This is a genomic window from Streptomyces peucetius (assembly GCF_025854275.1).
GTDB classification, from domain to species: Bacteria; Actinomycetota; Actinomycetes; order Streptomycetales; family Streptomycetaceae; genus Streptomyces; species Streptomyces peucetius_A.
In genome coordinates, this window is the sequence record NZ_CP107567.1 from 2,849,245 (window position 1) to 2,874,892 (window position 25,648).

Annotated in this window: 18 protein-coding genes; 12 read left to right on the forward strand and 6 right to left on the reverse strand. The window is 70.7% G+C overall.

Annotation, left to right across the window (positions count from 1 at the left end; all coding sequences use genetic code 11):
- Positions 1 to 162: 162 nt before the first annotated feature.
- The 9 genes from OGH68_RS13020 (at position 163) to OGH68_RS13060 (ending at position 15,984) form a co-directional block, all read left to right on the forward strand.
- On the forward strand, positions 163 to 4,917 hold the full coding sequence (locus tag OGH68_RS13020; RefSeq protein WP_264243639.1) for a sacsin N-terminal ATP-binding-like domain-containing protein: 4,755 nt from the start codon (positions 163 to 165) through the stop codon (positions 4,915 to 4,917).
- Positions 4,914 to 6,818, forward strand: coding sequence for a UvrD-helicase domain-containing protein (locus tag OGH68_RS13025; protein ID WP_264243641.1), 1,905 nt, complete (start codon positions 4,914 to 4,916; stop codon positions 6,816 to 6,818). The genes OGH68_RS13020 and OGH68_RS13025 overlap by 4 nt, the downstream gene beginning before the upstream one ends.
- Positions 6,815 to 10,075: a helicase-related protein gene (locus OGH68_RS13030; RefSeq protein WP_264243642.1), complete on the forward strand. Its 3,261-nt coding sequence runs from the start codon at positions 6,815 to 6,817 to the stop codon at positions 10,073 to 10,075. The genes OGH68_RS13025 and OGH68_RS13030 overlap by 4 nt, the downstream gene beginning before the upstream one ends.
- Positions 10,072 to 11,934: a DUF1998 domain-containing protein gene (gene drmB, locus OGH68_RS13035; RefSeq protein ID WP_264243644.1), complete on the forward strand. Its 1,863-nt coding sequence runs from the start codon at positions 10,072 to 10,074 to the stop codon at positions 11,932 to 11,934. Before OGH68_RS13030 ends, drmB begins: the two co-directional genes overlap by 4 nt.
- Before the next feature lie 324 nt (positions 11,935 to 12,258).
- Positions 12,259 to 12,471 (forward strand): hypothetical protein, encoded by a 213-nt coding sequence (locus OGH68_RS13040; protein ID WP_264250455.1) that lies wholly within the window; start codon positions 12,259 to 12,261, stop codon positions 12,469 to 12,471.
- Positions 12,472 to 12,572: 101 nt separating this feature from the next.
- On the forward strand, positions 12,573 to 12,947 hold the full coding sequence (locus OGH68_RS13045) for a DUF1304 domain-containing protein (RefSeq protein ID WP_264243646.1): 375 nt from the start codon (positions 12,573 to 12,575) through the stop codon (positions 12,945 to 12,947).
- Between the two features lie 118 nt (positions 12,948 to 13,065).
- The gene (locus OGH68_RS13050) at positions 13,066 to 14,271 is read left to right on the forward strand and encodes a damage-control phosphatase ARMT1 family protein (RefSeq protein WP_264243649.1); all 1,206 of its coding nucleotides are present in this window, start codon (positions 13,066 to 13,068) and stop codon (positions 14,269 to 14,271) included.
- Positions 14,272 to 14,353: 82 nt separating this feature from the next.
- A complete protein-coding gene (locus OGH68_RS13055) occupies positions 14,354 to 14,824 on the forward strand; it encodes a hypothetical protein (RefSeq protein ID WP_319020202.1) in 471 nt (156 codons plus the stop codon).
- A gap of 308 nt (positions 14,825 to 15,132) precedes the next feature.
- A complete protein-coding gene (locus tag OGH68_RS13060) occupies positions 15,133 to 15,984 on the forward strand; it encodes an excalibur calcium-binding domain-containing protein (RefSeq protein ID WP_264243651.1) in 852 nt (283 codons plus the stop codon).
- Between the two features lie 155 nt (positions 15,985 to 16,139).
- Here OGH68_RS13060 and OGH68_RS13065 read toward each other — a convergent pair whose 3' ends face one another.
- Positions 16,140 to 16,733, reverse strand: a complete 594-nt coding sequence (locus OGH68_RS13065; protein WP_264243654.1) for a hypothetical protein — start codon at positions 16,731 to 16,733, stop codon at positions 16,140 to 16,142.
- Between the two features lie 184 nt (positions 16,734 to 16,917).
- On the opposite strand from OGH68_RS13065, the gene OGH68_RS13070 reads away from it, so the two are divergent.
- Both OGH68_RS13070 and OGH68_RS13075 read left to right on the forward strand, forming a co-directional pair.
- Positions 16,918 to 17,862 carry a CHRD domain-containing protein gene (locus OGH68_RS13070; protein ID WP_264243655.1) on the forward strand — a complete coding sequence of 315 codons (945 nt, stop codon included), beginning with the start codon at positions 16,918 to 16,920 and terminating at the stop codon, positions 17,860 to 17,862.
- 144 nt (positions 17,863 to 18,006) lie between these two features.
- On the forward strand, positions 18,007 to 18,318 hold the full coding sequence (locus tag OGH68_RS13075; protein ID WP_264243658.1) for a hypothetical protein: 312 nt from the start codon (positions 18,007 to 18,009) through the stop codon (positions 18,316 to 18,318).
- Between the two features lie 218 nt (positions 18,319 to 18,536).
- On the opposite strand, the gene OGH68_RS13080 is transcribed toward OGH68_RS13075, so the two are convergent.
- Positions 18,537 to 20,039 (reverse strand): DUF445 domain-containing protein, encoded by a 1,503-nt coding sequence (locus tag OGH68_RS13080; protein WP_264243661.1) that lies wholly within the window; start codon positions 20,037 to 20,039, stop codon positions 18,537 to 18,539.
- 113 nt (positions 20,040 to 20,152) lie between these two features.
- Here OGH68_RS13080 and OGH68_RS13085 point away from each other — a divergent pair, with 113 nt between their 5' ends.
- The gene (locus OGH68_RS13085) at positions 20,153 to 21,397 is read left to right on the forward strand and encodes an SGNH/GDSL hydrolase family protein (RefSeq protein WP_264243664.1); all 1,245 of its coding nucleotides are present in this window, start codon (positions 20,153 to 20,155) and stop codon (positions 21,395 to 21,397) included.
- Positions 21,398 to 22,308: 911 nt separating this feature from the next.
- Here the strand turns inward: OGH68_RS13085 and OGH68_RS13090 are convergent.
- The 4 genes from OGH68_RS13090 to OGH68_RS13105 are packed head-to-tail and all read right to left on the reverse strand — an operon-like array spanning position 22,309 to position 25,624.
- Entirely contained in the window at positions 22,309 to 23,010 is a 702-nt protein-coding gene (locus tag OGH68_RS13090) for a DUF1707 domain-containing protein (RefSeq protein WP_264243666.1), read from the reverse strand.
- A 47-nt stretch (positions 23,011 to 23,057) separates the two neighbouring features.
- Entirely contained in the window at positions 23,058 to 24,014 is a 957-nt protein-coding gene (locus tag OGH68_RS13095) for an ATP-binding cassette domain-containing protein (RefSeq protein WP_264243668.1), read from the reverse strand.
- Positions 24,015 to 24,027: 13 nt separating this feature from the next.
- Positions 24,028 to 24,792 carry an ABC transporter permease gene (locus tag OGH68_RS13100; RefSeq protein ID WP_413471107.1) on the reverse strand — a complete coding sequence of 255 codons (765 nt, stop codon included), beginning with the start codon at positions 24,790 to 24,792 and terminating at the stop codon, positions 24,028 to 24,030.
- A 31-nt stretch (positions 24,793 to 24,823) separates the two neighbouring features.
- Complete coding sequence (locus OGH68_RS13105) at positions 24,824 to 25,624, reverse strand: ABC transporter permease (protein WP_264243673.1); 801 nt, start codon at positions 25,622 to 25,624, stop codon at positions 24,824 to 24,826.
- Between the last annotated feature and the right edge of the window lie 24 nt (positions 25,625 to 25,648).

Sequence of the window (25,648 nt, forward strand, 5' to 3'; positions counted from 1 at the left end):
CACTCGCTCGAGCACATGTCGGCGCCCTGCGACGGCAATGGCGCGTGGCGAGATCGTGTCGCCTTTCCCCTGGTGGCCGGCTGTCCCAAAAGCCGGCCACCAGAGGGAGCGTCGACGCATCGCATCTTCAGTCCGCTCTCGTTCACTCAGGAGTCCGAAGCCATGCCACAGCCCGTCCGCCCGGTCATCCGGACCGTCCTCGACCAGTCGTCGCGAGTACTGCAGACCTACGCGGTGGACCCCGGTCTCGTCGCCGAACACGCCAACGGTGAGCGCCGCATCACCCAGGGCGGATACGGCGACCGGCAGCTCTTCGAACTCGTCCAGAACGCAGCCGACGAAATTGCCGACCACCCCGGCGGAAGAATTCAGGTCGTCCTCACCGACGCCAACCTCTACTGCGCCAACGAGGGAAGCCCCGTGACTCCGGAAGGCGCGGAGACAATTCTTCGAATGAGCATGTCCAAGAAGCGTGGTGGGCAGATCGGACGCTTCGGCGTGGGTGTGAAATCGGTTCTCGTGGTGACCGACGCACCGGAATTCTTCAGCCGGAGCGGCAGCTTCGGATTCGACCGGGCATGGTCTTACGAGCAGATCAAGGCCGTCCCCGGGGTGACTGACCAGTACGGCTCAAGCTTCGATGCGCCGGTGCTGCGGACAGCCCGTCCTTTGGACGAGGCAGCCGAGCGCTCTGCGGACCCCGTCCTCGACGAACTGCTGGGCTGGGCAACGACCGTTGTGCGACTCCCGCTGCTCAAGGGAGCGGACGGCCGGTTGGGGAAGGACATGCACGGAGCAGGCTCGTCGGACCGCGAGGAGTTCCCGCCCGGGTTCCAGCTCTTCTCGCCCCATGTCGCCGAGGTCGTCCTGGAGGACCGTCGGCCGCGCCCGATGGCCCGCCGGACCCTGACGACACGCCAGGTCGGTGACATCCGCACCGTGTGGGAAGCACGGACCGGGAAGGCGGCGACCTCCGAGGACTGGAGGGTCTTCACTGTCACCCACGCTCCCGGGCCGGCCGCCCGTGCGGACGCCGGTGAGCTGCACGACCGTGTCACCCTCGACGTCTCCTGGGCTGTTCCCGTTTTGGAGAAGGATCCCAAGCACGGGCTGTACGGCAGCCCTCGGATACGCGGTCGAGGCCGATTCTGGTCCTTCTTCCCCACCAAGTACGAAATGTCCCTGAGTGGAATCCTCAACGGAGCGTGGAAGACGAACGAGGACCGCCAGAACCTCCTGGACTCGTCCCCCTTCAACCAGGAGATGATCAAGGTGTCGGCGGCGCTGGTCGTCGACTCCCTGCCGCAACTCGCCCCGCCCGAGGACCCTGGCGCGTACCTCCCTCTGCTGCCCGGCCGCACCAAGGAGTCGATCAGCTGGGCCGACGACTTCCTGATCCGTGAGATCTGGACCCGCACGGCGGTCCGCCCCTCGCTGCCCGACCAGGACGGTGTGCTCCGCATCCCCTCCGACTTGCGGCTGCATCCCCGCCTCGACAAGGACCTGCGACGCCTCGACGGCTGGCTCCGTATGTGGCACGAATGCCCCGGCCGCCCCTCGGACTGGCTGCATCCGAGCGTCGAGGCCGACTCCCTCCGCTCCGGCAAGGTCGAGCACATCCGAGAGGCGGCCAAGGTCGAACGCGCCGACGTACGGGAGTGGTTGGAAGCGCTGGTCGAGTGCGGTACCGCCGAGGCGTCCGCAGTGGCGATCCGTATCGTCGCCGAGATGGTCGAGGTGCGGTCCCCGTACGCCGACGAGGCGCGCAAGGCGCGGATCGTGCTCACCGAGGAGCACGGTCTGGTCGCTGCGGTGCCCGGCCAGGTGTTCCGCCGCGCCGAGCAGGGCGGGCTGCGCGAGTCCCTGGTGTACGTGGTGGACGAGCTTGCCGAGGACCTTTCGCTCGGGCATGCGCTGAACCTGCTCGGCATCCGGGAGGCCGACGTCGAGGGCCGCTTCGTCAGCGTGCTCGACCAGGGCTTCGAGGGCTACAGGGAGTCCGAGTGGCAGCGGTTCTGGGAACTGTTCCGCCAGGCCGGTCAGAGCCGGTTGGGCGACAGGGTGGTGGAGCGGGTCCGCACGCCGCGCGAGACACTGCGGGTGCGGACCGCCGACGGCAAGTGGCGACCGATCCGTGACTGCATCCTGCCCGGCCCGGTGGTGACCGGCGACCGTGACCCGTCCGTCGCAGTCGACATTACGTTCCACTCCGACGACACCACCTTCTTCTCGCTGGTGGGTCTGCGGGAGCGTCCGGTGACCGGTGTGCGGCCGCAGGAGGGCGAGGAGTGGTTCGACGAATACCGTGAAGCCATCCACTCGGCATACCTGCGGAGGTTGGACGAGCGCGCACCACGTCCCGGCCTGAAGACCATGAAGGCGGAAGGATCACCGATCGGCGGACCGCTCCACCTCTTCCGCGCGCTGTCCGAAGAATCCCGCGCGGCTTTCCTGAAGACCCTGCCCGACGCGGCGGTCGTGGACCACTGGACCCGGCACTACGGCTCCCGGGTCAACTCTCGTCAGTCCGTGGTCTCCCCGATCCGCTGGATGCTCCGGAAGTACGGAACGGTCGTCACGTCCCAGGGCATCAGGCCTCTGAAGGAGGCTGTCGGGCCGCAGCTCGCCTCCTACCGTGACGTGCTGCCCGTGGCCGATTCCCTCTCCGCGGAGAAGGCCCGGAAGCTCGGCCTCCCCACGACCGTCGCCGATGTGCCCGGCGACCGTTGGGAGGCGTTGCTGGCCGACGTGTCCCGCAGCGAGGACGACTCCTTCGTCGGCGCCACCTATGTGATGTTGACCCGCTTCGAGGCCGACTTCCCCGAGGACTCCCTGACCCGTTGCCGGATCGGGGACTCCTGGGGCACCCGCCCCGACGAGGAGATCACGCTTGCCGTCGGCGCCGCCGAATACAGGGCGCTGCGCGCCGAGCAGTTGCCGGCGCTTCTCGTGCCGACGGCCGCGGACGCCGAGCTGATGGTCGAGAAGTGGGGCATGCTCCGCTACGCCGACGTGATCAGCAAGGAGACCCGAGAGGTGCCGGACGGCGAACCGGTGCCACTGGTGGAGTTGTACCCCTCGCTGCGGCAGCGCCTGGACAGCTCCACCCGAAATGCGCTGGTTCAGCGGTGCAGCGAACTGGAGGAGGTCACCCGCACTCCCAACGGGACGAAGGCCGCCCCACTGGACGCCGTACGGCAGGGCTCCACGATCAAGGTGCGAGTCCCGCTCGACCGTGAACCGATGCTGCGCCTGATCGACCGCGAACTCGCGTTGCGCCTCGGCCCGACCGGCTGCCGGGCGGTGCTCGATCATCAGGATCGCATGGAGCGTGACAGCGCCCTGCAGGCAGCGATCAAGGCCGTCCGGGAGACTGACGACGTGGTCGCCAAGATCGAGCTGCTGATCGGGGCGGAGGCCCTTCGGGCCGGTCTGCCCGAAGGGTTGATGGACGCAGAGTTGGACGCGAACGACGGCACTGAGCCGTCGGGCCACCGCATCGCACAGATGGCCTTCAACGCTCACGGTGACGGGGTTCTGCACCAGCACGCCCGGGACATCCAGTCGAGGTTCCCCACTGCGCCTGTCGGATACACAGGTTCGTCCGCGGCGGTCTCGTTCGTCTCGGACCTGCGGCTTCCGGTGGCGTTCGCCGGCTCCCGGACCCCGTCGCCGCCCTCGTCCGAGAACGTGGAGGGACCGAAGGACTTTCCGAGCCTCCACGACTACCAGGAGGACCTGGTTCGGAACATCTCCACGCTGCTCGACCGGCTGGCCCCGCAGCGCGGCATGCTTTCGCTGCCCACCGGGGCGGGAAAGACCCGGATCACCTCCGAAGCGGTGATCCGTTGGGTCAAGCGGGTCGGCGATCTCCAGGGTCCGATCCTGTGGATCGCCCAGACCGAGGAACTTTGCGAACAGGCGGTCCAGAGTTGGAAGTTCGTTTGGGGCAAGGTGGGTGCGGACCGCGCTCTGTCCATCGGTCGGCTGTGGAGCAGCAACGAGGTGGGCGAGGTCGTTGACCAGCCGCAGTTGGTGGTCGCGACCGATGCCAAGTTGGAGCGTTGCCTGGGCACCGAGCAGTACGCATGGCTTCGCAGGGCCGCGCTGGTGATCGTGGACGAGGCGCACACCGCCGTCTCCAAGCGATACACCGGGATCCTGAGCGATCTGGGCCTCACCCAGTACGAGACCGGGCGTCACCTGCTCGGCCTGACCGCGACTCCGTTCCGCAACACCAACGAGGACGAGACCCGCCGACTGATCAACCGATTCGGCAACCGCCGGCTCGACGAGGGCGTGTTCCCGTCCGGCGACCCGTACCGGGATCTCCAGGACTGGGGCATGCTCGCCCAGGTCGAGCACCGCACCCTGGAGGGTGGTGAGATCGAGCTGACTCGCGACGAGAAGGTACACGCAGAGCGGATGGCCGTGCTCTCCCGCGCCGCCGAGCAGCGGCTCGCCGACGACCACGCGCGCAGTCGACGGATCGTGGAGGAGATCGTCGGCCTTCCGGAGAACTGTCCCACCCTGGTGTTCGCCACCTCGGTCGACCACGCCAAGTACCTGGCGGCGATGCTCAACGACCGGAAGATTCGGGCCGCCGGCGTGGACTCGACCACGAGCACCGAGGACCGCCGCCGCCGGATCGCGGACTTCCGCACCGGACGCATCCGGGTCCTCACCAACTACGGCGTCCTCACCCAGGGATTCGACGCCCCCGCCACCCGTGCCGTGGTGGTCGCCCGCCCCGTCTACAGCACCAACGTCTACCAGCAGATGATCGGCCGTGGCTTGCGCGGTCCGCGCAACGGCGGCAAGGACACCTGCCTGATCCTCAACGTCAGCGACAACATCGCGAACTTCGACACCAAGCTCGCCTTCACCCAGTTCGAACACCTCTGGGGCCGTCGGTGACCGACACCTATCTCGACAGCCCTCCGCTCACCGAAGAGCAGTGCGCCGTGGTCGAACAGCCCTGGGACGCGCGCGTCCTGGTCACCGCCGGTGCGGGTGCCGGCAAGACACACACGCTGGTCCGTCGGCTCGACGCGCTGTGCGGGCACGAGGATCCCGAGGAGGCCCTGGAGGCCGCCGAGATCCTGGTGCTCACCTTCTCCCGTGCGGCCGCCCGCGAGCTGCGCGAGCGGATCGCCCGGCACGGGGAGCGGGCCCGCCGGGTCCGGGCGCAGACCTTCGACTCCTGGGCGTACGGCGTTCTCGTCCAGGCATACCCCGACAACGACTGGGGCGCGACCGGATTCGACGAGCGGATCCGATCCGCGGCCGGCGCCGTCGAGAGGGGAGCTCTGGAGGCAGGCGACGCCGTGCCGCCCGCGCACGTGGTGATCGACGAGGTGCAGGACCTGGTCGGCGACCGGCGGGAACTGGTGGAGACGCTGCTCGACCGCTACCAGGAGAGCTGTGGTTTCACCGTGGTCGGTGACGCCGCCCAGTCCGTCTACGGCTTCCAGATCGAGGACCTGGCCGAGCGTGCGGACGAGACCAACCGGTTCTTCGACTGGCTGCGTGCCTCGTTCCCGGACGATCTGGTGGAGCTGCGCCTCACCCAGAACTTCCGGGCCACCACCCGGGAGGCCCGGATCGCCCTGGCGCACGGCCCACTCCTACAGCAGGTCACCGAGGCCGACGAGGCCGCGCCGCTCTACGAAGAATTGGGCGACCTGCTCCTCGATCCGACAAACGGTCTGGGCGCACTCACCGACCCGTTCGTCCTGGAGGGACTGCGTACGTTCCCCGACACCTGCGCGATCCTCACCCGCGACAACCGGCAGGCCCTGGTCGTCTCCGAACTGCTCCACGAGCACGGTGTCGAGCACCGACTGCGTCGCCCCCTGGAGGAACGCCCTGTCCCGTACTGGGTGGCCGAGTTGCTGCGACGCACCGAAGCCACCACCCTCGTCGAGGAACGATTCCGGTCCCTCCTCGAGGCGACACCCCTGCCCTACGAGCCGGATCCCGACGTCCTGTGGTCCGTGCTGCGGCGCGCCGCCCGCGGAGCCGGGCGCGCCGTCGTCGACCTAAACCGGCTGCGGCGGCTGGTGGCCGACGGCCGGTTCCCGGACGAACTCGCCGACCCCGAGACGGAACGTGTCACGGTGACCACCGTGCACCGGGCGAAGGGCCTGGAGTTCGACCGGGTGGTCGTTCTTGCTCCCCCGTCCGTCGCCGAGCTGCGCAAGCAGCACAAGGACGAGCTGGACCTGCCCGCGGAGACCCGCGCCCTGTACGTGGCGATGACCCGGGCCCGGCAGGACCTGTACTTCGCGGACTCCCCCGAGCTGCCCATCGTCAGGAGGTCCGGCGGCAGGAGCAACGGCCGTCGGTACATCGGCGGTTGGCGGTCGTACGACCGTTTCGGCATCGTGGCGGAGGCCGCGGACGTCTGCCGGGACAACCCGCCGGGCCACGACGCCGACGCGGTCGCGACCCAGGAGTACCTCCTGCACCGGGTCGGTCCCGGTCACGACGTGGTGCTGCGCAGGCACCACGACCTGCCGCTCGGTCAGTGGCAGAGCCCGCCGTACGTCCTGCTGCACGAGGGGCGGGAGATCGGTGAGGCGTCGGAGCACTTGCGGGAGGCGCTGTTCCAGGTCCAGAAAGTGACCCGCACGTGGGACCCCTGGTGGCCCGACGAGATCCACGGGCTTCGGGTGGACACGCTGGAGACCGTGGCGGGCAGCGTCGCCGCCGGCGCCAACGCCGGCCTCGGCGACCGAGGAGTGTGGATCGCGCCTCGGATCACGGGCATCGGCAGGTTTCGACGGGCAACGGACAACGAGGAGCAGCGCGCATGACGCACATGGAAGGCCGGCACGCCGAGCACTACCGGGTCCGCGACGAGGAGATCCTGCTGGGGCTCCGCCGCGAACTCCTCGGCCCGGCCCACGATGCGGCGCCCGACGACCGGGGTGAGGTGCTCACCCAGGATGCGCCGATCGATCGCTATCTCACCGGAGTCCTCTATCCGAGGCCCGCGGACCCGGCCGGGGAACAGCGGCTTCGCGAGGACGAGTCGGAACAGGAAGGCCTGGACGACGCTCCTCTGCGCTCCCACGACAACATCGATGAGTCCGGCACCACACAGGACCTCGGCGCGGCCGGCTCCCGCCGCCCGTCCTCGATGGGCCTCACCTTCGCGATCGACCCGGCCATAAGCTCCGCGATCGCGGTCCATGCGCATGCCGCCGTCTACGAGCCAACCGACACGGACGGCAATCCGGTCCCTGCCCGCCGCGCCGAGGCCCGTACCACCTCCGACCAGCAGGAACACTGGCGGCGCAAGGAACTGACGCTGCCCGCGACCACGATCGACATCACCGAGCCCGTCCCGAACCTGAGGGTCGACCTCGCGGAGGGTGTGGCACTGCGCGTCAACGCCCGACGGCCCGACCCGACCACCGGCACGGTCACGGTCACGGTCACGCTGGTCAATACCCATCGGATCGGCGAGCGGGAGCTCCAGGACGCGTACTCCCTCTTCCAGTGCGGTCTCGTGGTTCGCGCGGTCGACGGGTCGAGCGCCTTCGTGGAGCGACCCGCCCCTGCCGCCGCCCACGATCCCGAGGTGGCCACCAGCCGGCTGCTGCACCGACACGCGCCGACCTTCGCCGTCGGTCACGGCTGTGCGGCCGAATGGGACTGGACACCGCCGCCGATCGGGATGACCGATACCGTTCGGGCCGCCGTCACGGAGGTGCGGAGCGAGTTCGTGCCCACGGTCGAGGTGCTGCTCACCGACTCCAACCCGGACATCGACAACACCGCCCTGTCCATGCTGGGCCTGGCCGAGAACCCCAATTCCGAGGTACTCGCCGCTCTGCAAAATCTCGCCACCGGTTACGAGCGGTGGATCGATCACAAGGAGGCCGAGGCGGGTGCCCTGGCTGGTACTCCGTACGAGAAGCCTGCCCGTGACCAGGTCGAGGCCTGCCGTGAGGCGCTGGGCCGGATCCGCAAGGGCATCTCCCTCCTGGCCGACAAGCCGGACCTGATGCAGGCCTTCCGGCTCGCCAATCGAGCAATGGCCGACCAGCGCGCCCGCAGCGCCTGGGTGAAGAACGGTCGGAAAGGCTCCCCCGACCCGGCAGCCGGTCACTGGCGCCCGTTCCAGATCGCGTTCGTCCTGCTCTGCATGGCCGGAGTCGACGACCCCGGCCATCCCGACCGCAAGATCTCCGATTTGCTGTGGTTCCCCACCGGCGGCGGCAAGACCGAGGCGTACCTCGGCCTGATCGCCCTCACCTCCTTCCTCCGCCGGATCAGGCGGGGTGCGGAGGGTGGCGGCGTCACCGTCCTCATGCGCTACACCCTGCGGCTGCTCACGCTCCAGCAGTTCGAGCGTGCCTCGATCCTGCTCTGCGCGATGGAGCTGATGCGTCGCAACGCTCCGCCAGAGCTGGGGTTGGAGGAGTTTTCGATCGGAATGTGGGTCGGCAGGTCGGCCACTCCCAACACCCTGGAGGTGGCCAATGACAAGCTCGCCGATCTCCGCCGCGACCTGGACAAGCGTCTCGCGACCGAGAATCCCGTCCAATTGCACGCCTGTCCCTGGTGCGGCACCCGCCTCGACGCCCGCGCCTACGAGGTGGACCAGGACGCCGTACGGATGCACGTCCGCTGTCCCGGCAACGACTGCGACTTCGCCGACGGGCTGCCCGTCCATCTCGTCGACGAGGCGGTGTACGCCGCCCGTCCGACTCTGGTCATCGCCACCGTCGACAAGTTCGCCTCGATGCCGTGGCGTCCGGCCACCGCCGCGCTGTTCAACCGCGACGACCCGAGTGATTCCACGCCGCCCCCGGAGCTGGTCGTCCAGGACGAACTCCATCTGATCTCTGGCCCGTTGGGCACCCTGACAGGCCTCTATGAGACCGCCGTGGATGCCCTCGCCGACCACCCGAAGGTGATTGCCTCCACCGCGACCATCCGACGCGCCGCCGACCAGGGGCGTAGCCTCTTCGATCGGCAGGTGCGGCAGTTCCCGCCGGCCGGGCTCGACTCCCGTGACTCCTGGTTCGCCGTCGAGACCCCCCGCGAGGAGAAGGCGAGCCGCCGCTATGTCGGCCTCTTCGCCCCCGGTACCAGCCAGTCCACGCTCCTCATCCGTACGTACGCCACCCTGCTGCATCGGGCGCAGCACGCGCAGACCGAGGCCGAGGTGCGCGACGCGTACTGGAGCCTGGTCGGCTACTTCAACAGCCTCCGTCTGCTGTCCGCAGCCGAACTCCAGGTCCACGACGACGTAGTGGCCTACCTGGAACTGCTCGCCGAGCGCGAGGGCGTCTCGGTCCGCTCGACCGCCAACTACTCGGAGTTGACGAGCCGGATCGACGCGAGCGAGATCCCGGCCCGCCTCAAGGGCATCGAGCGGAAGCTCCCCCAGGAGGACGTGGTGGACGTCCTCCTGGCCACCAACATGATCGCGGTGGGCGTCGACGTGGACCGGCTCGGTCTGATGGCGGTGATGGGCCAACCGCAGACCACCGCCGAGTACATCCAGGCCACCAGCCGCGTCGGTCGCGCCCACCCCGGCCTGGTCGCCGTCATGCTCAACGCGGCACGCTCCCGCGACCGCTCCCACTACGAGAACTTCCTCCACTTCCATTCCGCCCTGTACCGCGAGGTCGAATCGACGTCCGTCACGCCGTTCTCCGCACGTGCCCGCGATCGCGGTCTGCACGCGGTGATCGTCGCCCTGGCGCGCATCCTGATCCCGGAGGCCGGGCCCAACGAAGGAGCCGGCCTGGTCGCCTCCTACGAGGACCGGCTTCGTACGGAGATCAAGTCGGTGCTCATCGACCGCGCCCTCACCGTCACCCCCGAGGAGGCCGACGCCGTCTCGCGGGCCTTCGACGAATTCGTCGACTGGTGGTGCGACGAGGCCGACATTCACGGGGGCCTGCTCTTCGAAGCCCGAAGGGGAGCCAACCGCTCCCCGTCGGTCCTGAAGTCGTACGACGACGAGAGCGAGGACGCGGAGGCATGGCCCACTCTGTGGAGCCTGCGCGACGTCGACGCCGAGTCCGCCCTTTTCATGGAGGCATCCCGATGACCCCGCCCCCCGCGCGCCGTCGCCGCAACGGCACGGGCAGTCCGGCACCCGCCCACAACCTGCCCCGGCGCGGCGCCGTCCGCCGCTCACAGGCCATCACCACGTACGGGGTCGGCTCGCTGATCGCCGTGGACCACGAGTCCTTCGTCGTCTCCGGCCTTGACAGTGCAGACCAGCACTGGGACGCGGACGAATCCCCGCGGATCCACGAACGACGGCTCGCCCGCCTTCTCGACGTGCAGCACTTCCGGCTGCCACCGGCCTCGGGCGACACCAGCAAGGACGGCATGCGGGTCCGTCGCTTCCCGTTGACCCACTCGTGCCCCGACTGCAATGAACTCCGACGGCACCGCGAGTTCAATCCTCCGGCCGGCAAGAGCATCTGCGGAACCTGCGAGGCCGACCTGGTCCCCTCGCGGTTCGTGATCGCTTGCGAGGCAGGGCACCTCGACGAGTTTCCCTACTGCGAGTGGGTGCATCGCTCGTCGGGCCGCGGCACGACCAGTGCGGGCCCCTGCTCGGGCATCCTCAAGCTGCGTTCCTCCGGGCGCAGTTCGTCCCTTCGCTCGATCATCATCTCCTGCTCCTGCGGGGTACCCGAGGTGTCGATGGAGGGCTCGTTCCGCAGAAGAGCACTCAAGGACCTCGGCCTCCGGTGCCGTGGTACACGACCCTGGCTCGGCACCTCGGTTCCCGCCGAATCCTGTGGCCTCACCCCGCGCACTCTCCAGCGAGGCTCCTCCGCCGTGTGGCAACCGGTACTGAAGTCGGCGCTCTCCATCCCGCCGTGGAGCGACGGACGCGCCGACCCGCTCGCCGAGCACTGGGACGAACTGCGCAAGCTGAGCAGCCGCGACGAGGTCGAAATGTGTCTCAAGTTCGCGTTCAAGGGTGAGAGTCCGGTGCCTGCCGACGAGGTGATGGAACTCCTGGCCGCCGAGCGGGAGGAGGACCCCACCGGTGACCAGGAATCCACCTTCGACCACCGCTATCACGCCCTGCGCAACAAGGAGTACGAGCGCCTCCGTGCCGGCAACGTCGAACGCGAACGCTCCCGCGCCGAGCAGTTCATCTGTGAGAGGCCTCTCGGTGACCCCGCCGTCCTCCGCCCGCTCGGCGTCGCCGGCCCCATGCTGGTGAAGAAACTTCGCGAGGTCCGCGCCCTCAAGGCGTTCACCCGGCTCGCAGATCCCGACACGACCGGGGAAGCCGACGAGGCCGCCCTCTCCGCGAATCCGCTGACCTGGCTCCCCGCCATGGAGGTGCACGGCGAAGGCGTTTTCCTGCGTCTCGACGAGGAGCGTCTGACGACCTGGGAGAACCTCCCGACCGTGGCCGCACGCGTAGAGCGGATCCGCACCGCGCACCAGCGGATCATGGAACAGCGCGCCTCCGACCCGACGCGCGTACCGCCCTCCCCGGCCACCCCCCGCATGGTGCTGCTCCACACGCTGGCCCACGTACTGATCAACGAGTGGAGCCTCGACGCCGGCTATCCTGCCGCCTCCCTCCGCGAACGCCTCTACGCCAACGAAGACATGGCCGGTGCGCTTGTGTACACCGCGACCAGCGACTCCGCCGGAAGCCTTGGCGGACTCGTCGCGCAGGGTGAACCGGAACGCCTGGAGCAGACGATCCGTTCCTCTGTGCGCCGCGCCGCATGGTGCTCCGCCGACCCTCTCTGCATCGAATCAGAGACATCCGGCATCGGCGGCACCAATCTTGCCGCCTGCCACGCCTGTGTGATGCTTCCGGAGACGAGCTGCGAGCACAACAACATCCTGCTGGACCGTGCTCTGCTCGTCGGCACCCCGGAGGATCCTCACCTGGGGTACTTCTCGGACATCCTGGCTCGCTGAGGCCTGCCGGCAGGTCGGACACCGGGCCCGCGGCCTGCATGACACCGCGGCCCCGGGACCGTTGTGCCACTTGATACTCAGCAGGCCACCTCAGCCTCGAAGTGCTTCTGTGCCCGGTCGAGCTCCTCATCCGGGTCGCATCCGTGCGCCTCGAGCCGGAGGACAAGGTCCGTGATCACGTACGGTCCGGGGCCGTTGATCCGGAAGGTAAAAGCGATGCTTTCGGAAAGCGCCTTATCGCAGCGTTGATCGCAGGGGTACCTGAGTTCACTCGCGACGGACTGCCCGCGCCAGCAGCTACCGGCGACGGCGACAAGTGGGTCTATGGCTTCTGCCGGAGGCGGGTCCACCGCTGCCCGCAGTAGCCACGCCTGGTACCTCACGACCCAGGACGTGATGAACAGGCTGTGGGTCGCGGAGCGGCTCGTCCGCATCCAGTTTCCGCTGCCCGTGCACGAAGCGGCCCGGGCGTACTTCCTCGACCTGAACCGGACCGTGTGGGAGGGCCTGCCCGACGGCGAGAACCGGACGCCGTGACCGCGTCCGGCTCCAGGCCGGGCAAGCCCTCGCCCCTCCCCGGGGTGACCCCGCAGAGTGTCGGCTTCGCGGCAGCGGATGCGCCGTCGACCATGAGCCGCATGAATGTCGTCAGTCAGGTCTTCGCTCTGGTCGCCGCCGTGGTCCACCTCGTCGTGTGGCCGCTGGAGAGCTTCCTCTACGGGCGGCCGCAGGTCCGTGTGTTCCTCACCGGGAGCACCTCGGACGCGCCCGAGGTACGGCTGTGGCGGTTCAACGTCGGCTTCTACAACCTGTTTCTCGCCCTGGGCCTGATCGCCGGGTTCGTCGCCCTGCACCTGGGGCACGGGACCGTCGGACGCACGCTGATCGTCTACATCTCGTTCTTCATGATCGGCGGCGGCATCATGCTCTTCGTCTCCGACCCCAAGCTGTGGCGCGGATCCCTCGGGCAGGCGCTGCCCCCGGCCGTGGTCCTGGTCGCCGACCTCTTCTGACACAGGCCGACGATCCCGCGGGCATCGAACCCGGCTCGCCGGTCGTCATCATGGGGGCGAGCCGACGCGGCGGACAGGCCGCGGTCGGGGCCGGAACGAACGAGGAGTACGTGACGCCATGCCCGCGAGCGAAGACGCCCCCGTGATCCTGAGCAACGAGCCCGGGTCGTTCGCCTGGGGGGTGCTGGCCAAGCGTCACCCGGCGCTCATCGAGCAGGTCCGCGAGGCGTTCCCCTGCGGGCCCGCGCAGCACGCCGCGCTCGACGCGCTCCTGGAGGAGACGACGCACGGCGTGATCCAGCCGCTCGCCGCCGATGCGCACGACCGCGAACGGTGGGCGGCGTGGGGGCAGGGGCACTTCGGGCGGTCGTGGTTCGACGTGCCGTTCCTGTGGGCCGAGAGCTACTTCTACCGCCGGCTGCTCGGCGCGTTCGGCTACTTCGAGCCCGGCCCGTGGCAGGGGGTCGATCCCTTCGGGTCGTTCAAGGCGGCCGAGTTGCGCAGCGCCACGGTCGACGACGAGCTCGCCGCGCTCGACGACCTGGCCGGGCGGCCCGCCGACGTCCAGGGGCCCACTCTTCTCGCCGCGGCGCTGTGGGGCAACCGCGCCGACCTCGGCTTCCGTCTCGACTCCGGCGGCGCGCAACTGTCGACGGGCGCCGAGGCCGACTCGCCGGTCGTCGCCGACGACAGCGCCGAGCTGTGGTCCCTGCTGCCGCCCGGCGGCGCGGCCGCCACCGTGCACCTCGTCGCCGACAACGCCGGCCGGGAGCTCATCCCCGACCTGGTGCTCATCGACCACCTGCTCCACGCGGGGCGCGCCGCGGATGTGGTGCTTCATGTGAAGCCGTACCCGTACTACGTCTCCGACGCGACCATGGCGGACGTCATCGACAGCATGCGGCGGCTCGCGCAGGCACGTCCTCCGGGCCGCGCCGCACAGATCGGGCGGCGCCTGTGGGGCGCGATGGCCGACGGGCGACTCGCGGTCCGCGCGCACGAGTTCTTCTGTGCGCCGTTCCCGTACGACGCGATGCCCGCCGACCTGCGGGAGGAGTTCGCGGGCGCCACTGTGACCGTCGTCAAGGGCGACCTGAACTACCGGCGCCTCGTCGGCGACCGGCTCTGGGATCCGACCACGTCGTTCAATGAACGGACCGCGTACTTCCCGGGCCGGGTCGCGGCGCTGCGCACCCTGAAGTCGGACGTGATCACCGGCCTCGAACAGGACACCGTGGACGTGCTGGAGGCAACCGGGCAGGCGTGGCGCACCAGCGGCACGCACGCCCTGATCCAGGTGGGCGGGCGGGCCAAAAACGCCTGACGGCGGCGGCGCCTCCTGACGTGGCTCGGTGGCTCGGCCGGCGCACGGCGCGTTGTCAGTGGGGTGCGGCATCCTGCCGTGCGTGACCGACACGACGTACACGCTGACCGACATCGAGCATGCGCTGCGCGCCTGCTGGGCCGCCGACACCTGCTCCCCCGACGACGTCGAGCGCGCCGGATGGAGCCCCGGCAACCCGGCCTGGGGGCACTGCGACATCACCGCCCTGGTCGTGCACGACCTGCTCGGCGGTGATCTGGTCGTCGGCGAAGTGCACATGGACGGTGAGCAGCACGGCTTCCACTGGTGGAACCGGCTGCCCGGCGGCACCGAGATCGACCTCACCCGCGACCAGTTCCGGCTGGGCCAGACGGTCACCGCGGGCCGCACCGTCGCCAGGCCCGCGGGCCGGCCCCCGCGTCGCGCCGAGGAGTACGAGCTGCTGCGCGGTCGCTTCCTCGCCCGGTTGGCCGGCGCCGCCGGTCCGGATGACATGCAACGGTCGGGCGAGCCGGTGCCCGCGCGCGCCCGAGTGGAGGGCCGCGGCGCGTAATCGCCGACGGGGGCTCGGGCGGCCGGTCCGGAGCAGGATCACGCGCGGCAGCACACGGCGCCAAGGGCCGTTCGGGCGGCAGCGGTTCGAAAGTGTCGAGGGGGCGCAGCCCAGGCCTGACAGCTGGGCCCAGGTCGCAAGGCCGCCGGAGTTGCCGCCAGGCTGTGGATCGGTGCGCAGCGCATGTCCTGGCCTCCCCTGCCCTTGCTCACACACTTTCATCACAACTTCGACAGGACGCCCACATTCCGACTGCGGAAGTGCCACCCTCATAGTTCGTTCACGGTTCAAGCAGCCTTGGGGGGCACATGAGAGTCAGCCGAATACGTGCACGGTTCGTGCCGGTCGTCTGTGTCGTCGCCATGGCCACGGCGCTCGTCGGATGTGGCGGAGACGGGGGCGGCGGCGCCGAACCGGCCGCCGCGACGTCGAGCGAGGCGTCGCCGAGCCCGGAGCCGAGCGAAACCCCGTCGCCTCAGGCGGCCCTGCAGCTCGAGGACGACGTGGAGAGCGCCGACGCCGGTGCCGAGATCGTGCTCGAGGTTTTGCGCAACGACACGGTCGCCCTCGCCGGGGGGCCGTACGAGCCGCTCGAGGACGCCTGGGACAGCCCGGCCCACACGCTCACCGTCGACACTCCGCCCGCCCACGGGACCGCCGAGGTCGACGGAACCGGCATCACGTACACGCCCACGGACGGCTACGGCGGTGCGGACGAGTTCACCTATCGCGTCGAGGTGGAGGGCGCGGCAGGCGTCGAGGCGGTCTCGGCGACCGCCGTCGTACGGATCACGGTCACGAAGCCGACCCCGACGCCCACACCCAAGCCGAAGCCCAAGCCCAAGCCGAAGCCCGCCGTCGTGTATGACAACTGCGACGCCGCACGGGCCGCCGGCGCGGCACCCGTGCACGAGGGGGACCCGGGCTACGGACCGCACCTGGACCGCGACCGTGACGGCGTCGGCTGCGAGGCGTACAACGGCAGCGGAGGCACCACCGGCGGAAGCGGCGGCGGCGGTACGAGCGGCGGCGGGTCCGGCAGCACGTACTACGCCAACTGCTCCGCCGCCCGCGCCGCGGGAGCCGCCCCGGTCCGCGCCGGGGACCCCGGGTACGGGCGGCACCTGGACCGTGACGGGGACGGCGTCGGCTGCGAGTGACGCGGCGGGGCCGAACGGTGGGGGCGGCGTCAACGGCAGTCGTCCGGGGGTGCCGGCCTTCATCGCCGCGTCCGGCCTGTCGCCGGTCGGGGCCGGGCCGGTACGGATACGCACGGGGCCGTCGCCCCGGACCTGATCGGCCCGGCCCTTGTCGGTCACGCCTCGGACTTGATCAGTCTGCCGTCGGCCGCGATCGCGAACCACTCGCCGTCCAGGCCCTGGCCGTTGACGTCGCCGGCCGTCACGTCGCCCACGTAGTAGTAGAGCGGCCAGTCGCCGTAGACCGCCTGCTCGGCGCCCGCGCCCAGCTTGACCTCCTTGAGGAGTGACGCGTCGGCGCCGCCCTCCGCCGTCACGTCCTTGGCCGAGATCAGCGCGGGCCAGACCGCGATGCAGTCGGCGTCACAGTTGGCCTGGCCGGGTTTGTCCTTGGTGAATCCGTAGAGCGTGCGGCCCTGGTCGTCGACGAGGATCGTGCCGAGTTCCGACTCGGCCGTACGGACCGAGACGGACGGCGCCGGCTGCTGCTGCGGCCGGTCGCCGCCGCTGGACGGGGCGGCGTCGGCGGGCGCGTCCGCCGACGGCTCGGCCGGGGCCTTCTCGTCCGCCGGCTGCCCTGCGGCACCGGCGCCGTACGACGGGCCCGACCCGCCGGAGTCCTCGCACGCGGTCGCGGTCAGCAGCACCAGCGTCATCATCGGGGCCGCGATCAAGGCTTTGGTGCGGGCACTGTTCCGGGTGCTGCGCATGGTGTGGTCCCTCGGCTTCCGGTGCGGTGGGCGGGCAGTGCGTACGGCGGGAGGTACGACGTCAACCGGGCGGCCGTTCAATCGGATTCATCGGTTCCCCGCTTGAACGGCCCACGCGGGCGTCGCGTACAAGACCCCGACCGACCGGACCGGGTCGGCCTCCCCCAGGAGAGGTTCATCCGCAATGCGCAAGCCCACTCTCGCCGTACCGGCCGCCGCTCTCGTGCTGGCCGTGACCGGTGTCGTCCCAGCCGTCGCGCACGACAGTCACGGAGGGGGGCGAAGTACGGCCCCGTCCGCGGCGACGTTCACGAAACCCAGCCACGGCGAGGCCGTCACCTTCGCCGTCGTCCTCACCGGCGCGCACGAGGTGCCCGACGCGACCGGGGCCGCCGTGAACGACCCCGACGGGAAGGCGGTGGCCCTGATGCAGGTGAAGGGCGACCGCGTGGTCTTCGCGATGCAGTGGGAGGGGTTCGTACCGAGCCAGGGCCACATCCACCAGGGCGCCGCGGGGCAGAACGGCGACGTCAAGGTTCCGCTGTTCGGCACCCCTATGCCCGAGTCGCTGCACTCGGCCGCCGGGCACACCACCTTCACCGACGCCGCGCTCGCGAAGAGCATCGTCGAGCATCCCTCCGGGTTCTACATGAACCTGCACAGCGAGGAGTTCCCCGGTGGGGCCGTGCGGGGGCAGCTGAAGCAGCTGCACAAGAACATCAACCCGCTGCACATCATCAAGGGCGGCAAACTGCGGGCCCTCGCCAACGGGGCGCAGGAGGTCGCCGACAACGACGCGACGAAGGTCAACGACCGGGACGGGAAGGCAGTGACGTTCCTGCATCCGCATCCCGAGCACAGGACCGTCGACTTCTCGCTGGCCTGGGTCGACATCAAGGCGCCCAGCGCCGCGCACGTCCACAAGGGCGACTTCGGCAAGAACGGCGACGTGGTGCTGGGCTTCTTCGACAAGCCGGTGCCCGAGGGGCTGTTCGCCGTCTCGGGGCGGCTGAACGACCAGCACGCCGGGGTGGTGAAGGAGATCCGCGAGAACCCGTGGGCCTTCTACTCCAACATCCACACCGAGGAGTTCCCGGACGGTGCGGTCCGCGGCCAGCTCTTCCACTAGCGCGGTGACCACCGGGGTGGTGACCACGACCAGAGCGGTGACGACGAGGGCGGTGACGACCAGAGCGGTGACGACGAGGGCGATGACGACGGCGGTCTACGCCCGGGACGATCGGTGACAGCGACAAAGCGAAAGGCGGCAGCGATGGCGAGGCCCAGGGTTCCAGCGGCGGCGGTGGCGGCGGGCGGGCTCGTCGGCGGGTACGGGGTGGCCCGATGGACCAGGCAGCGCCCCCTCGGCGGCGTCGCCCTCGCCGCGGCCGGGGCCGTGGCCGCCCGGCAGTGGCACCGGGACGCCGGGCCCAAGGCGGCGGCCGGGCTGAGCGCCGCGTACGTGGCCGCGTTCGCCGGGTCGCATCCGCTGGCCAAGAAGGTCGGCGCGTGGCCGGCGGTGTTCACGGTGGCCGCCGGCGTGGCGCTGGCCTCGTGGACGGTCACCCGGCGTCGCGGTCACTGAGCGAGGGGCCGGGCAGCCTTTGGACAGGGGGCCTTCGGATGGAGATCCCTCCGACCGGAACACCTCGGGCCGGGGTCGCTCCGACCGGGATCACGCCTGCCGGAAGCACTCCGACCGGAATCCGCCGGGGTCGGGATGAACACTTCCGGCACCCGGTACGTATTCATCTGCACCTCCCCCTAGAGGCGCTGGGCGCGTGACCGTCGGGCAGGGACCGGTCACGCGCCCAGCGCATGCGCGACGGTGTAGATGACCAGGCCGGCCAGTGCGCCGACCACCGTGCCGTTGATCCGGATGAACTGCAGGTCGCGGCCGATGTGCGCCTCGATCTTGCGGGAGGTGTGCTCCGCGTCCCAGCTCGCGACGGTGTCCGAGATGAGCGAGGTGATCTCGCCGCGGTACGTCGTCACCACGTACACCGCCGCATCCTCCACCCAGCCGTCCACCTTCGCCTGGAGCCGGCTGTCCGTCGCGAGGCGTGCCCCGAGCGACAGCAGCGAGGCACGGGCCCGCAGACGCAGCTCGCTGCGGTCGTCCTCGGCCGCCGAGATGATCATGGCGCGTACGGAGGCCCAGGCCGACGCGATCACGTCCTGCACCTCGGAGCGCGACAGCAGCTCCGACTTCATGCGCTCCACGCGGGCGCGGGTGTCCGTGTCGGACTGGAGGTCGGCGGCGAAGTCGCCGAGGAACCGGTCGATCGCCCCGCGCGCCGGGTGGCCGGGCATGTCGCGCATCTCGGTGATGAAGCGCAGCAGCTCCTTGTAGACGCGTTCGCCGACCTTCCGGTCCACGAAGCGCGGGGTCCAGCCGGGTGCCCCGCCCTCGACCGCGTCCATCACGGAGTCCGAGTGCAGGACCAGCCAGTCGTGCGCACGGGTGCAGATCAGGTCGACGGCACGGCGGTGGGCACCGTCCGCGACGACCTTCTGGAGCGTCTTGCCGATGCCGGGCGCGATCTCGGCGGACTCCGCGCGGCGGGTGATCGCCTCGCCGACGACCGCCTGGACGTCGGAGTCGCGCAGCACGGTCAGTGCACCGCGCAGGGCGGTGGACAGCTCGGCGGTGACCCGGTCGGCGTGCGCGGGCTCCGCGAGCCAGGCGCCCAGCCGGCTGCCGATGCCGACGGCGCGCAACCGGACCCGTACGACGTCCGAGGAGAGGAAGTTCTCGCCGACGAACGAGCCGAGGGAGGCACCCAGCTGGTCCTTCTTGTTCGGGATGATCGCGGTGTGCGGGATGGGGATGCCGAGGGGGTGGCGGAAGAGGGCGGTGACCGCGAACCAGTCGGCGAGGGCACCTACCATGCCGGCCTCCGCGGCAGCCGCCACGTAACCGGCCCAGCCGCCCAGGCCCGCGTTCTTCGCCCAGGTGGCGAGGACGAAGACGAGCGCGACGAGCAGGAGGAGGCCGGTCGCCGTCGTCTTCATACGACGCACGCCGCGCCGCTTCTCCTCGTCGGCCTCGGTGTACGCGAACGGCGGCAGCGCGGTCGAGGGGGCGGGCGGGGCGCTCCCGCCGCCGGCGGGGCCGCCGGTGCTCACGGCCCGGGCGCCGCCGGGGCCGGCGAAACGGTCACTGTCCGTGCTCACGGTCTGGACGCCGCCGGGGTCGACGGACCGGCCGGTGGCGGGGTGGACGGACCGGTCGACGGACCGGTCGGCGGCGTGGTCGACGGACCGGTCGCCGTCGTCCGGCTTGTCCGGTTCTGTTTGTTCCATCCGCTCCACCCGTCCACACCCGCGTCCATCCGTGATGCCCCTGCCACTCGTCCCTACATCAGGTACTCCCGGGCGGCACGTCGAGTTCCCGGCCCATGCCGGATGATGTGTGCATGAATAAGCGTCAGGGGTATGTGAACGTCGCTGCCCTCATGGCTACAGTTGCCCTCATATGCGGGGGAATCTACCTCGGTGTCGGTGCCGTCAAGAAGAAGCCCGAGGTCCGCACACCCCCCGCCGCCGTGCCCAAGTGGATCGGCACCTGGTCCGCGAGCCCCGTCGACGCCGCATCGGTCACGTCCGCGGTCGGCTCACCCACCGGGCGCGGAGGGCGCTCCGTACGGAACGTGGTGCACACCAGCATCGGGGGCACGGCCGCCCGCGTCACCTTCTCCAACCTGTACGGCACCGAGCCCCTGCGGATCAGCGGCGCGTCCCTTGCCGTACGCGCGGGCGCCGGCCCCGGCGCCGTCGCGGGCAGCCTGCGCCGGATCACCTTCGGCGGGGCGTACGAGGTGACCGTCGACCCCGGCGGGCGGATGATCAGCGACCCGGTCGTGCTGCGCATCCCGTACGACGACGACCTGCTGATCTCCGTCCACACCCCGGCGCCCGGCGGGCCGGTCACCACCCACCCGTCGGCGGCCCAGACGTCCTACCTGGCGGACGGCGACGCCGCGCAGGACGAGACGGGCGCCGCGTACGCGGCTCTGACCAGTTCCTGGCACCACATCACCGCCGTCGACGTGCTGACCTCGCAGGCGCGCGGCGCGATCGTCGCCATCGGTGACTCGATCACCGACGGGGTCTCCTCGACCCCCGGCTCCAACCAGCGGTGGCCCGACGTGCTCGCCGACCGGCTCGGCGGCCGCTACGGGGTGCTCAACCAGGGCGTCAGCGGCAACCGGCTGCTGGAGTACGGGCGCGGCCCCAGCACCCTGGAGCGCTTCGACCGCGACGTCCTGGCCCGGGCCGGCGCCCGGACCGTGATCGTCGCCATCGGCATCAACGACGTGCTGCGCGCGCCCCACGCGCCCACGGCGGACAACGTGACCGCGGGCCTCACCGAACTCGCCGACCGCGCGCACGCACGCGGCTGGCGCGTGATCGGCTCCACCCTGGCACCGTGCGGCGGATACCCGCGGTGCACGGCGGGCGCGGAGGCGGAACGTCTGAAGATCAACAGGGCGATCCGCTCGGGGGACATCTTCGACGCGGTCGTCGACTTCGACGCGGCGCTGCGGGATCCGTATGCGCCGGGGCGGCTGAAGCCGGTGTACGACTCGGGGGATCATCTGCATCCGAGCGATGCGGGGTTTGTGCGGATGGGGCAGGCGGTGGACGTGGGGGCGCTGTAGCCGGGGGGCGGGGCCGCTGCGCGGGGCCTCTTCCCCTCCCCGCCCCTTCCCGAAACCGGGGCTCCGCCCCGGACCCCGGGTCCGCCCTCCGGGGCGGTGTTTCGGGGCTCCGCCCCCGGGCCCCGGTGCCGCCCAGCGGGCCCGTACCGCGCTTCACGCGGCGCTCGGGGCACGACCCCGGTGCCCGCCCTGCGGACGGCGTACCGTGCTGCGCCCCAGGACCCCGGTGCGGGCCCTGCAGGCGGCGTACCGCGCTGCGCCGCCTGCGGGCCCCGTACCGCGCTTCACGCGGTGTTCGGGGCCGCGCCCCGGGACCCCGGGGCCGCCCAGCGGGCGGTGCTCGGGGCTCCGCCCCAGGCCCGTGCCCCTGCAGACGGCGTACCGCGCTGCGCCCCGGACGCCCGGTGCCGGACCCCCTGCGGGCGGCGTTCGCGGCTCCGCCCCAAGGGCCCCGGTCCGCCTGCGGGCGGTGTTCGGCGGCTCCGCCCCGGACCCCGGGCCCGGGCCCTGCAGGCGGCGTTAGCGGCTCCGCCCCGCGGCCGGTCCGCCTCCGGGCGGCGTTCGCGGCTCCGCCCCGGACGCCCGGTGCCGTGCCCTGCAGGCGGCGTTAGCGGCTCCGCCCCGCGGCCGGTCCGCCTCCGGGCGGCGTTCGCGGCTCCGCCCCGGACGCCCGGTGCCGTGCCCTGCGGGCGGCGTACCGCGCTGCGCGCGGTGGCCTCAAACGCCGGCCGGGCTGGGAATGCCGCTGCGCGGCACATCCAGTCTCGCCGCCATTGAGGCGCGGGGCTCGGGGCGGAACCCCGAGTAGACCGGCACGCTCAGCCCTGCTGGGGGTACCTCCCACGGCCGCCGGGCCGAGGGGAGATCGTGGCCCAGGGGCCCGGGGGCGGAGCCCCCGGTGCGGGGAGGGACTACGCGCCGCCCAGCTTCTTGCGCTCGTCGCCCTTCGCGAGCTTCCGCTCCCGCTCGCGCTCCGCCTTCAGCCGCTGCTTCTCCGCCCGCGTGAGCTTGCGCTCCACACCGACCCCGCCCATCAGGGCCACGCCCCTGATGATCACGCGGGGCGCTGCGGGGTCCGGGGCGGCGTCGACGCGGCCGTGTTCGTCGAAGCCGCCCATCAGGCCGATGCCCCTGACCTCCACGTTCAGGCCGGGCGGCACGGTGACCTGGATGCCGCCCATGATCGCGACGCAGTCGATCACGGTCTCGCGGTCCTCGAAGCGGGCCTCGCGCAGGTCCAGCTCGCCGCCGCCCATCAGCGTGAACGCGGTGAACCTCCGGCCGATGGTCCAGCTCCCGAGGCGTCCGAAGCCGCCACAGCACGAGAACGCGCCCCTCGACGTGGCCGGGGCGCCGATCCGCCCGGACCAGGAGGCGCGGTCCAGCGCCGCTCCGGAAACGGGAGCGACAGTGGCGCCGGGGCCGGCCGGGGCAGGCAGGTCCCGTACCAGCGGCTCCAAGTCACCATGCGTGCGCGCCCGGTAGGCCGCGTCCAGGCGCTGGTCGAACTCCTCCATGTCGAGCCGCCCCTCGGCGACGGCGTCGCGCAGCCGTTCGGCGACCCGCTCCCGTTCGGCATCGGAGGCACGCATCTCAGGGAGTTCGCTCGTCATACAGTCAGCCTAGTCAAACCGGCCCGGAATTTCGTCGGACGAGCCGGTCAGACCGGGCGCTCCGCGTACATCTTCGCAATCACGGCTTCGATGTCCGGCTCCCGCACCGACAGGTCCACCAGCGGATACCGTTCCGCCAGCGCCGCGACCAGCGGCGCAGCCGACGCCGAGGCGGGGAACGCCAGCCACTGCCGCGGGCCCTCCACCTTCAGCGTCCGCGCCGATTCGAGCTCGATGGGCGGCAGCTCCCGCTCCAGGTCCACCACCAGGGTGCGCTCGCTCTCGCCGACCTCGTGCAGCCCGGCGAGCGCCCCGTCGTACATGAGCCGTCCGTGGTCGATGACCATCACGCGTTCGCACAACTGCTCGATGTCGGTCAGGTCGTGCGTGGTCAGCAGGACCGTCGTGCCGCGCTCGGCGTTCAGGTCGCGCAGGAACTCCCGGACCTTAGCCTTGGAGATCACGTCGAGCCCGATGGTGGGCTCGTCGAGGTACAGCACTTCGGGATTGTGGAGGAGGGCGGCCGCGATGTCGCCCCGCATCCGCTGCCCCAGGGACAGCTGACGCACCGGCACGTCCAACAGCGCCGCCAGGTCGAGCAGTTCGACGCAGCGGTCCATGTTCTGCCGGAACACCGCATCGGGGATGCGGTACATGCGGTGCATCAGCCGGTACGAGTCGCGCAGCGGCAGGTCCCACCAGAGTGTGGTGCGCTGCCCGAAGACGACGCCGATGCGCTGTGCGAGCCGTGTCCGCTCCTTCGACGGGTCGATGCCCGCGACCCGGAGCCAGCCGCCGCTGGGAGTGAGGATGCCGGTGAGCATCTTGATGGTGGTGGACTTGCCGGCGCCGTTCGGGCCGATGTAGCCGACCATCTGGCCGCGGGGGACGGTGAAGCTGATCCCGTCCACGGCCCGCACCTGGTGCTTCTCCCTGCGCAGCCGGCCCACCTTGCGCCGTACGTCGAAGACCTTCTCCACGCCGTCGAGTTCGATGAAATCCACTGTGTCCTCTGCCTCAGTTTCCGGTGCTGCGGTACGAACGGAGACCGGTCCGCCAGGCCAGTGCGGCGAGCCCGAGACAGCCGGCGGCGACGACGGGCGGCAGCAGCGCGAACCAGCCGGGCAGGCCGATGGGGTTCTCGCGGCCGAGCACGTACAGCGACGGCACCCAGTTGACGAAGGCCAGCGGCACGACGAACGTCACGCCGCGGACCAGGTCCTTGGCGAAAATCGACGGCGGGTACTGGAGCAGGGTGTTCCCGCCGTACGTGAAGGAGCTCTGCACCTCGGCGGCGTCCTGTGCGAAGAACTGGAACGCCGCGCCCGCCACGAACACCGACGCGAAGATCGCACCGCCGCAGAGCAGCATCAGCGGCATCATCGCCACCTTCCCCGCCGTCCATTCGATGTCGAGGGTCACCAGCGCGTACGTGAGCACCAGCAGGCCCTGTGTGATCCGCCCGAGGCGGCGCAGCGCGAACCGGTCCGCGGCGACCTGCGCGAGCACCGGCACCGGCCGTACGAGGAGGGTGTCGAGCGTCCCGTCCCGTATGCGGCGCCCCAGCCGGTCCATCGATCCCATCACCAGGTCGGCGAGGCCGAAGGCGGTACTGGTGGTCCCGTACAGGAACGCGATCTCGGGCAGCGTGTAGCCGCCCAGCGCATCGACGTGCGAGAACATCAGCAGGATCGCGACGAAGTCGAAACCGGTGGCGGCGAAGTTCCCGAAGGTCGTCATCGCGAACGACGCCCGGTACGCCATCGTGGAACGCACCCACATCGCGACGATCAGCCCGTACGCCCGCAGCGCGTCAGCCACCCTGGACCACCACCCTGCGGGTCGCCACCGACTGCAGCATCCGCCCGGCGGCCAGCAGCGCCAGCGCCCAGCCGCCCTGGAAGGCGTACGCCTTGACCAGGCCCCAGCCCGTGTACGTGCCGAGGAACACATCGGCGGGGACCTGCAGCAGCGACGACCACGGCAGGGCCCTCGCCACCTCGCCGAGCAGCCCGGGGAAGAGATTCAGCGGCAGCAGCAGCCCCGAGAAGAACATGCCGGCCAGCCAGCACATCTGCATCACCCCGGCGCCGTCCATCAGCCAGAACGCCGACAGCGCCACCAGGAACCGCACCGCGAAGCTCACCACCACGCCCAGTGCCACCGCCATCAGGAAGGCCAGCCACGTCAACGGCGAGGCGGGCAGCGCCAGATCGAAGGCCATCGCGCCGAGCACCATGGGCACGATGCCCCGCCCCAGCAGGTGGAAGGCGGCCCGGCCCAGGTCGCCCGCCAGCCACCACAGTTGGAGGTCGGCCGGGCGGTAGAGGTCGATGGCGATGTCACCGGTGCGGATGCGCTCGATCAGCTCGTCCTCGAAACCGCCGCCCATCATGGCGCAGGTCATGAGCAGTGCCTGGCCCAGCCACACATAGGTGAGCGCCTGGGACTGGTCGTATCCGCCGAGCTGCGGACGTTCGTCCCACAGTGCGATATAGGTGTACGCCAGGATGAAGCCGAAGACGGTGTTGGTGAACACCCCCGCCGCCGTCGCCACCCGGTACGTCGCGTAGCGCCGGAACCCACCCGCCGCGACGACCGCATAGAGCCGCACGACAACTCCCCTCCCCGCGACCGT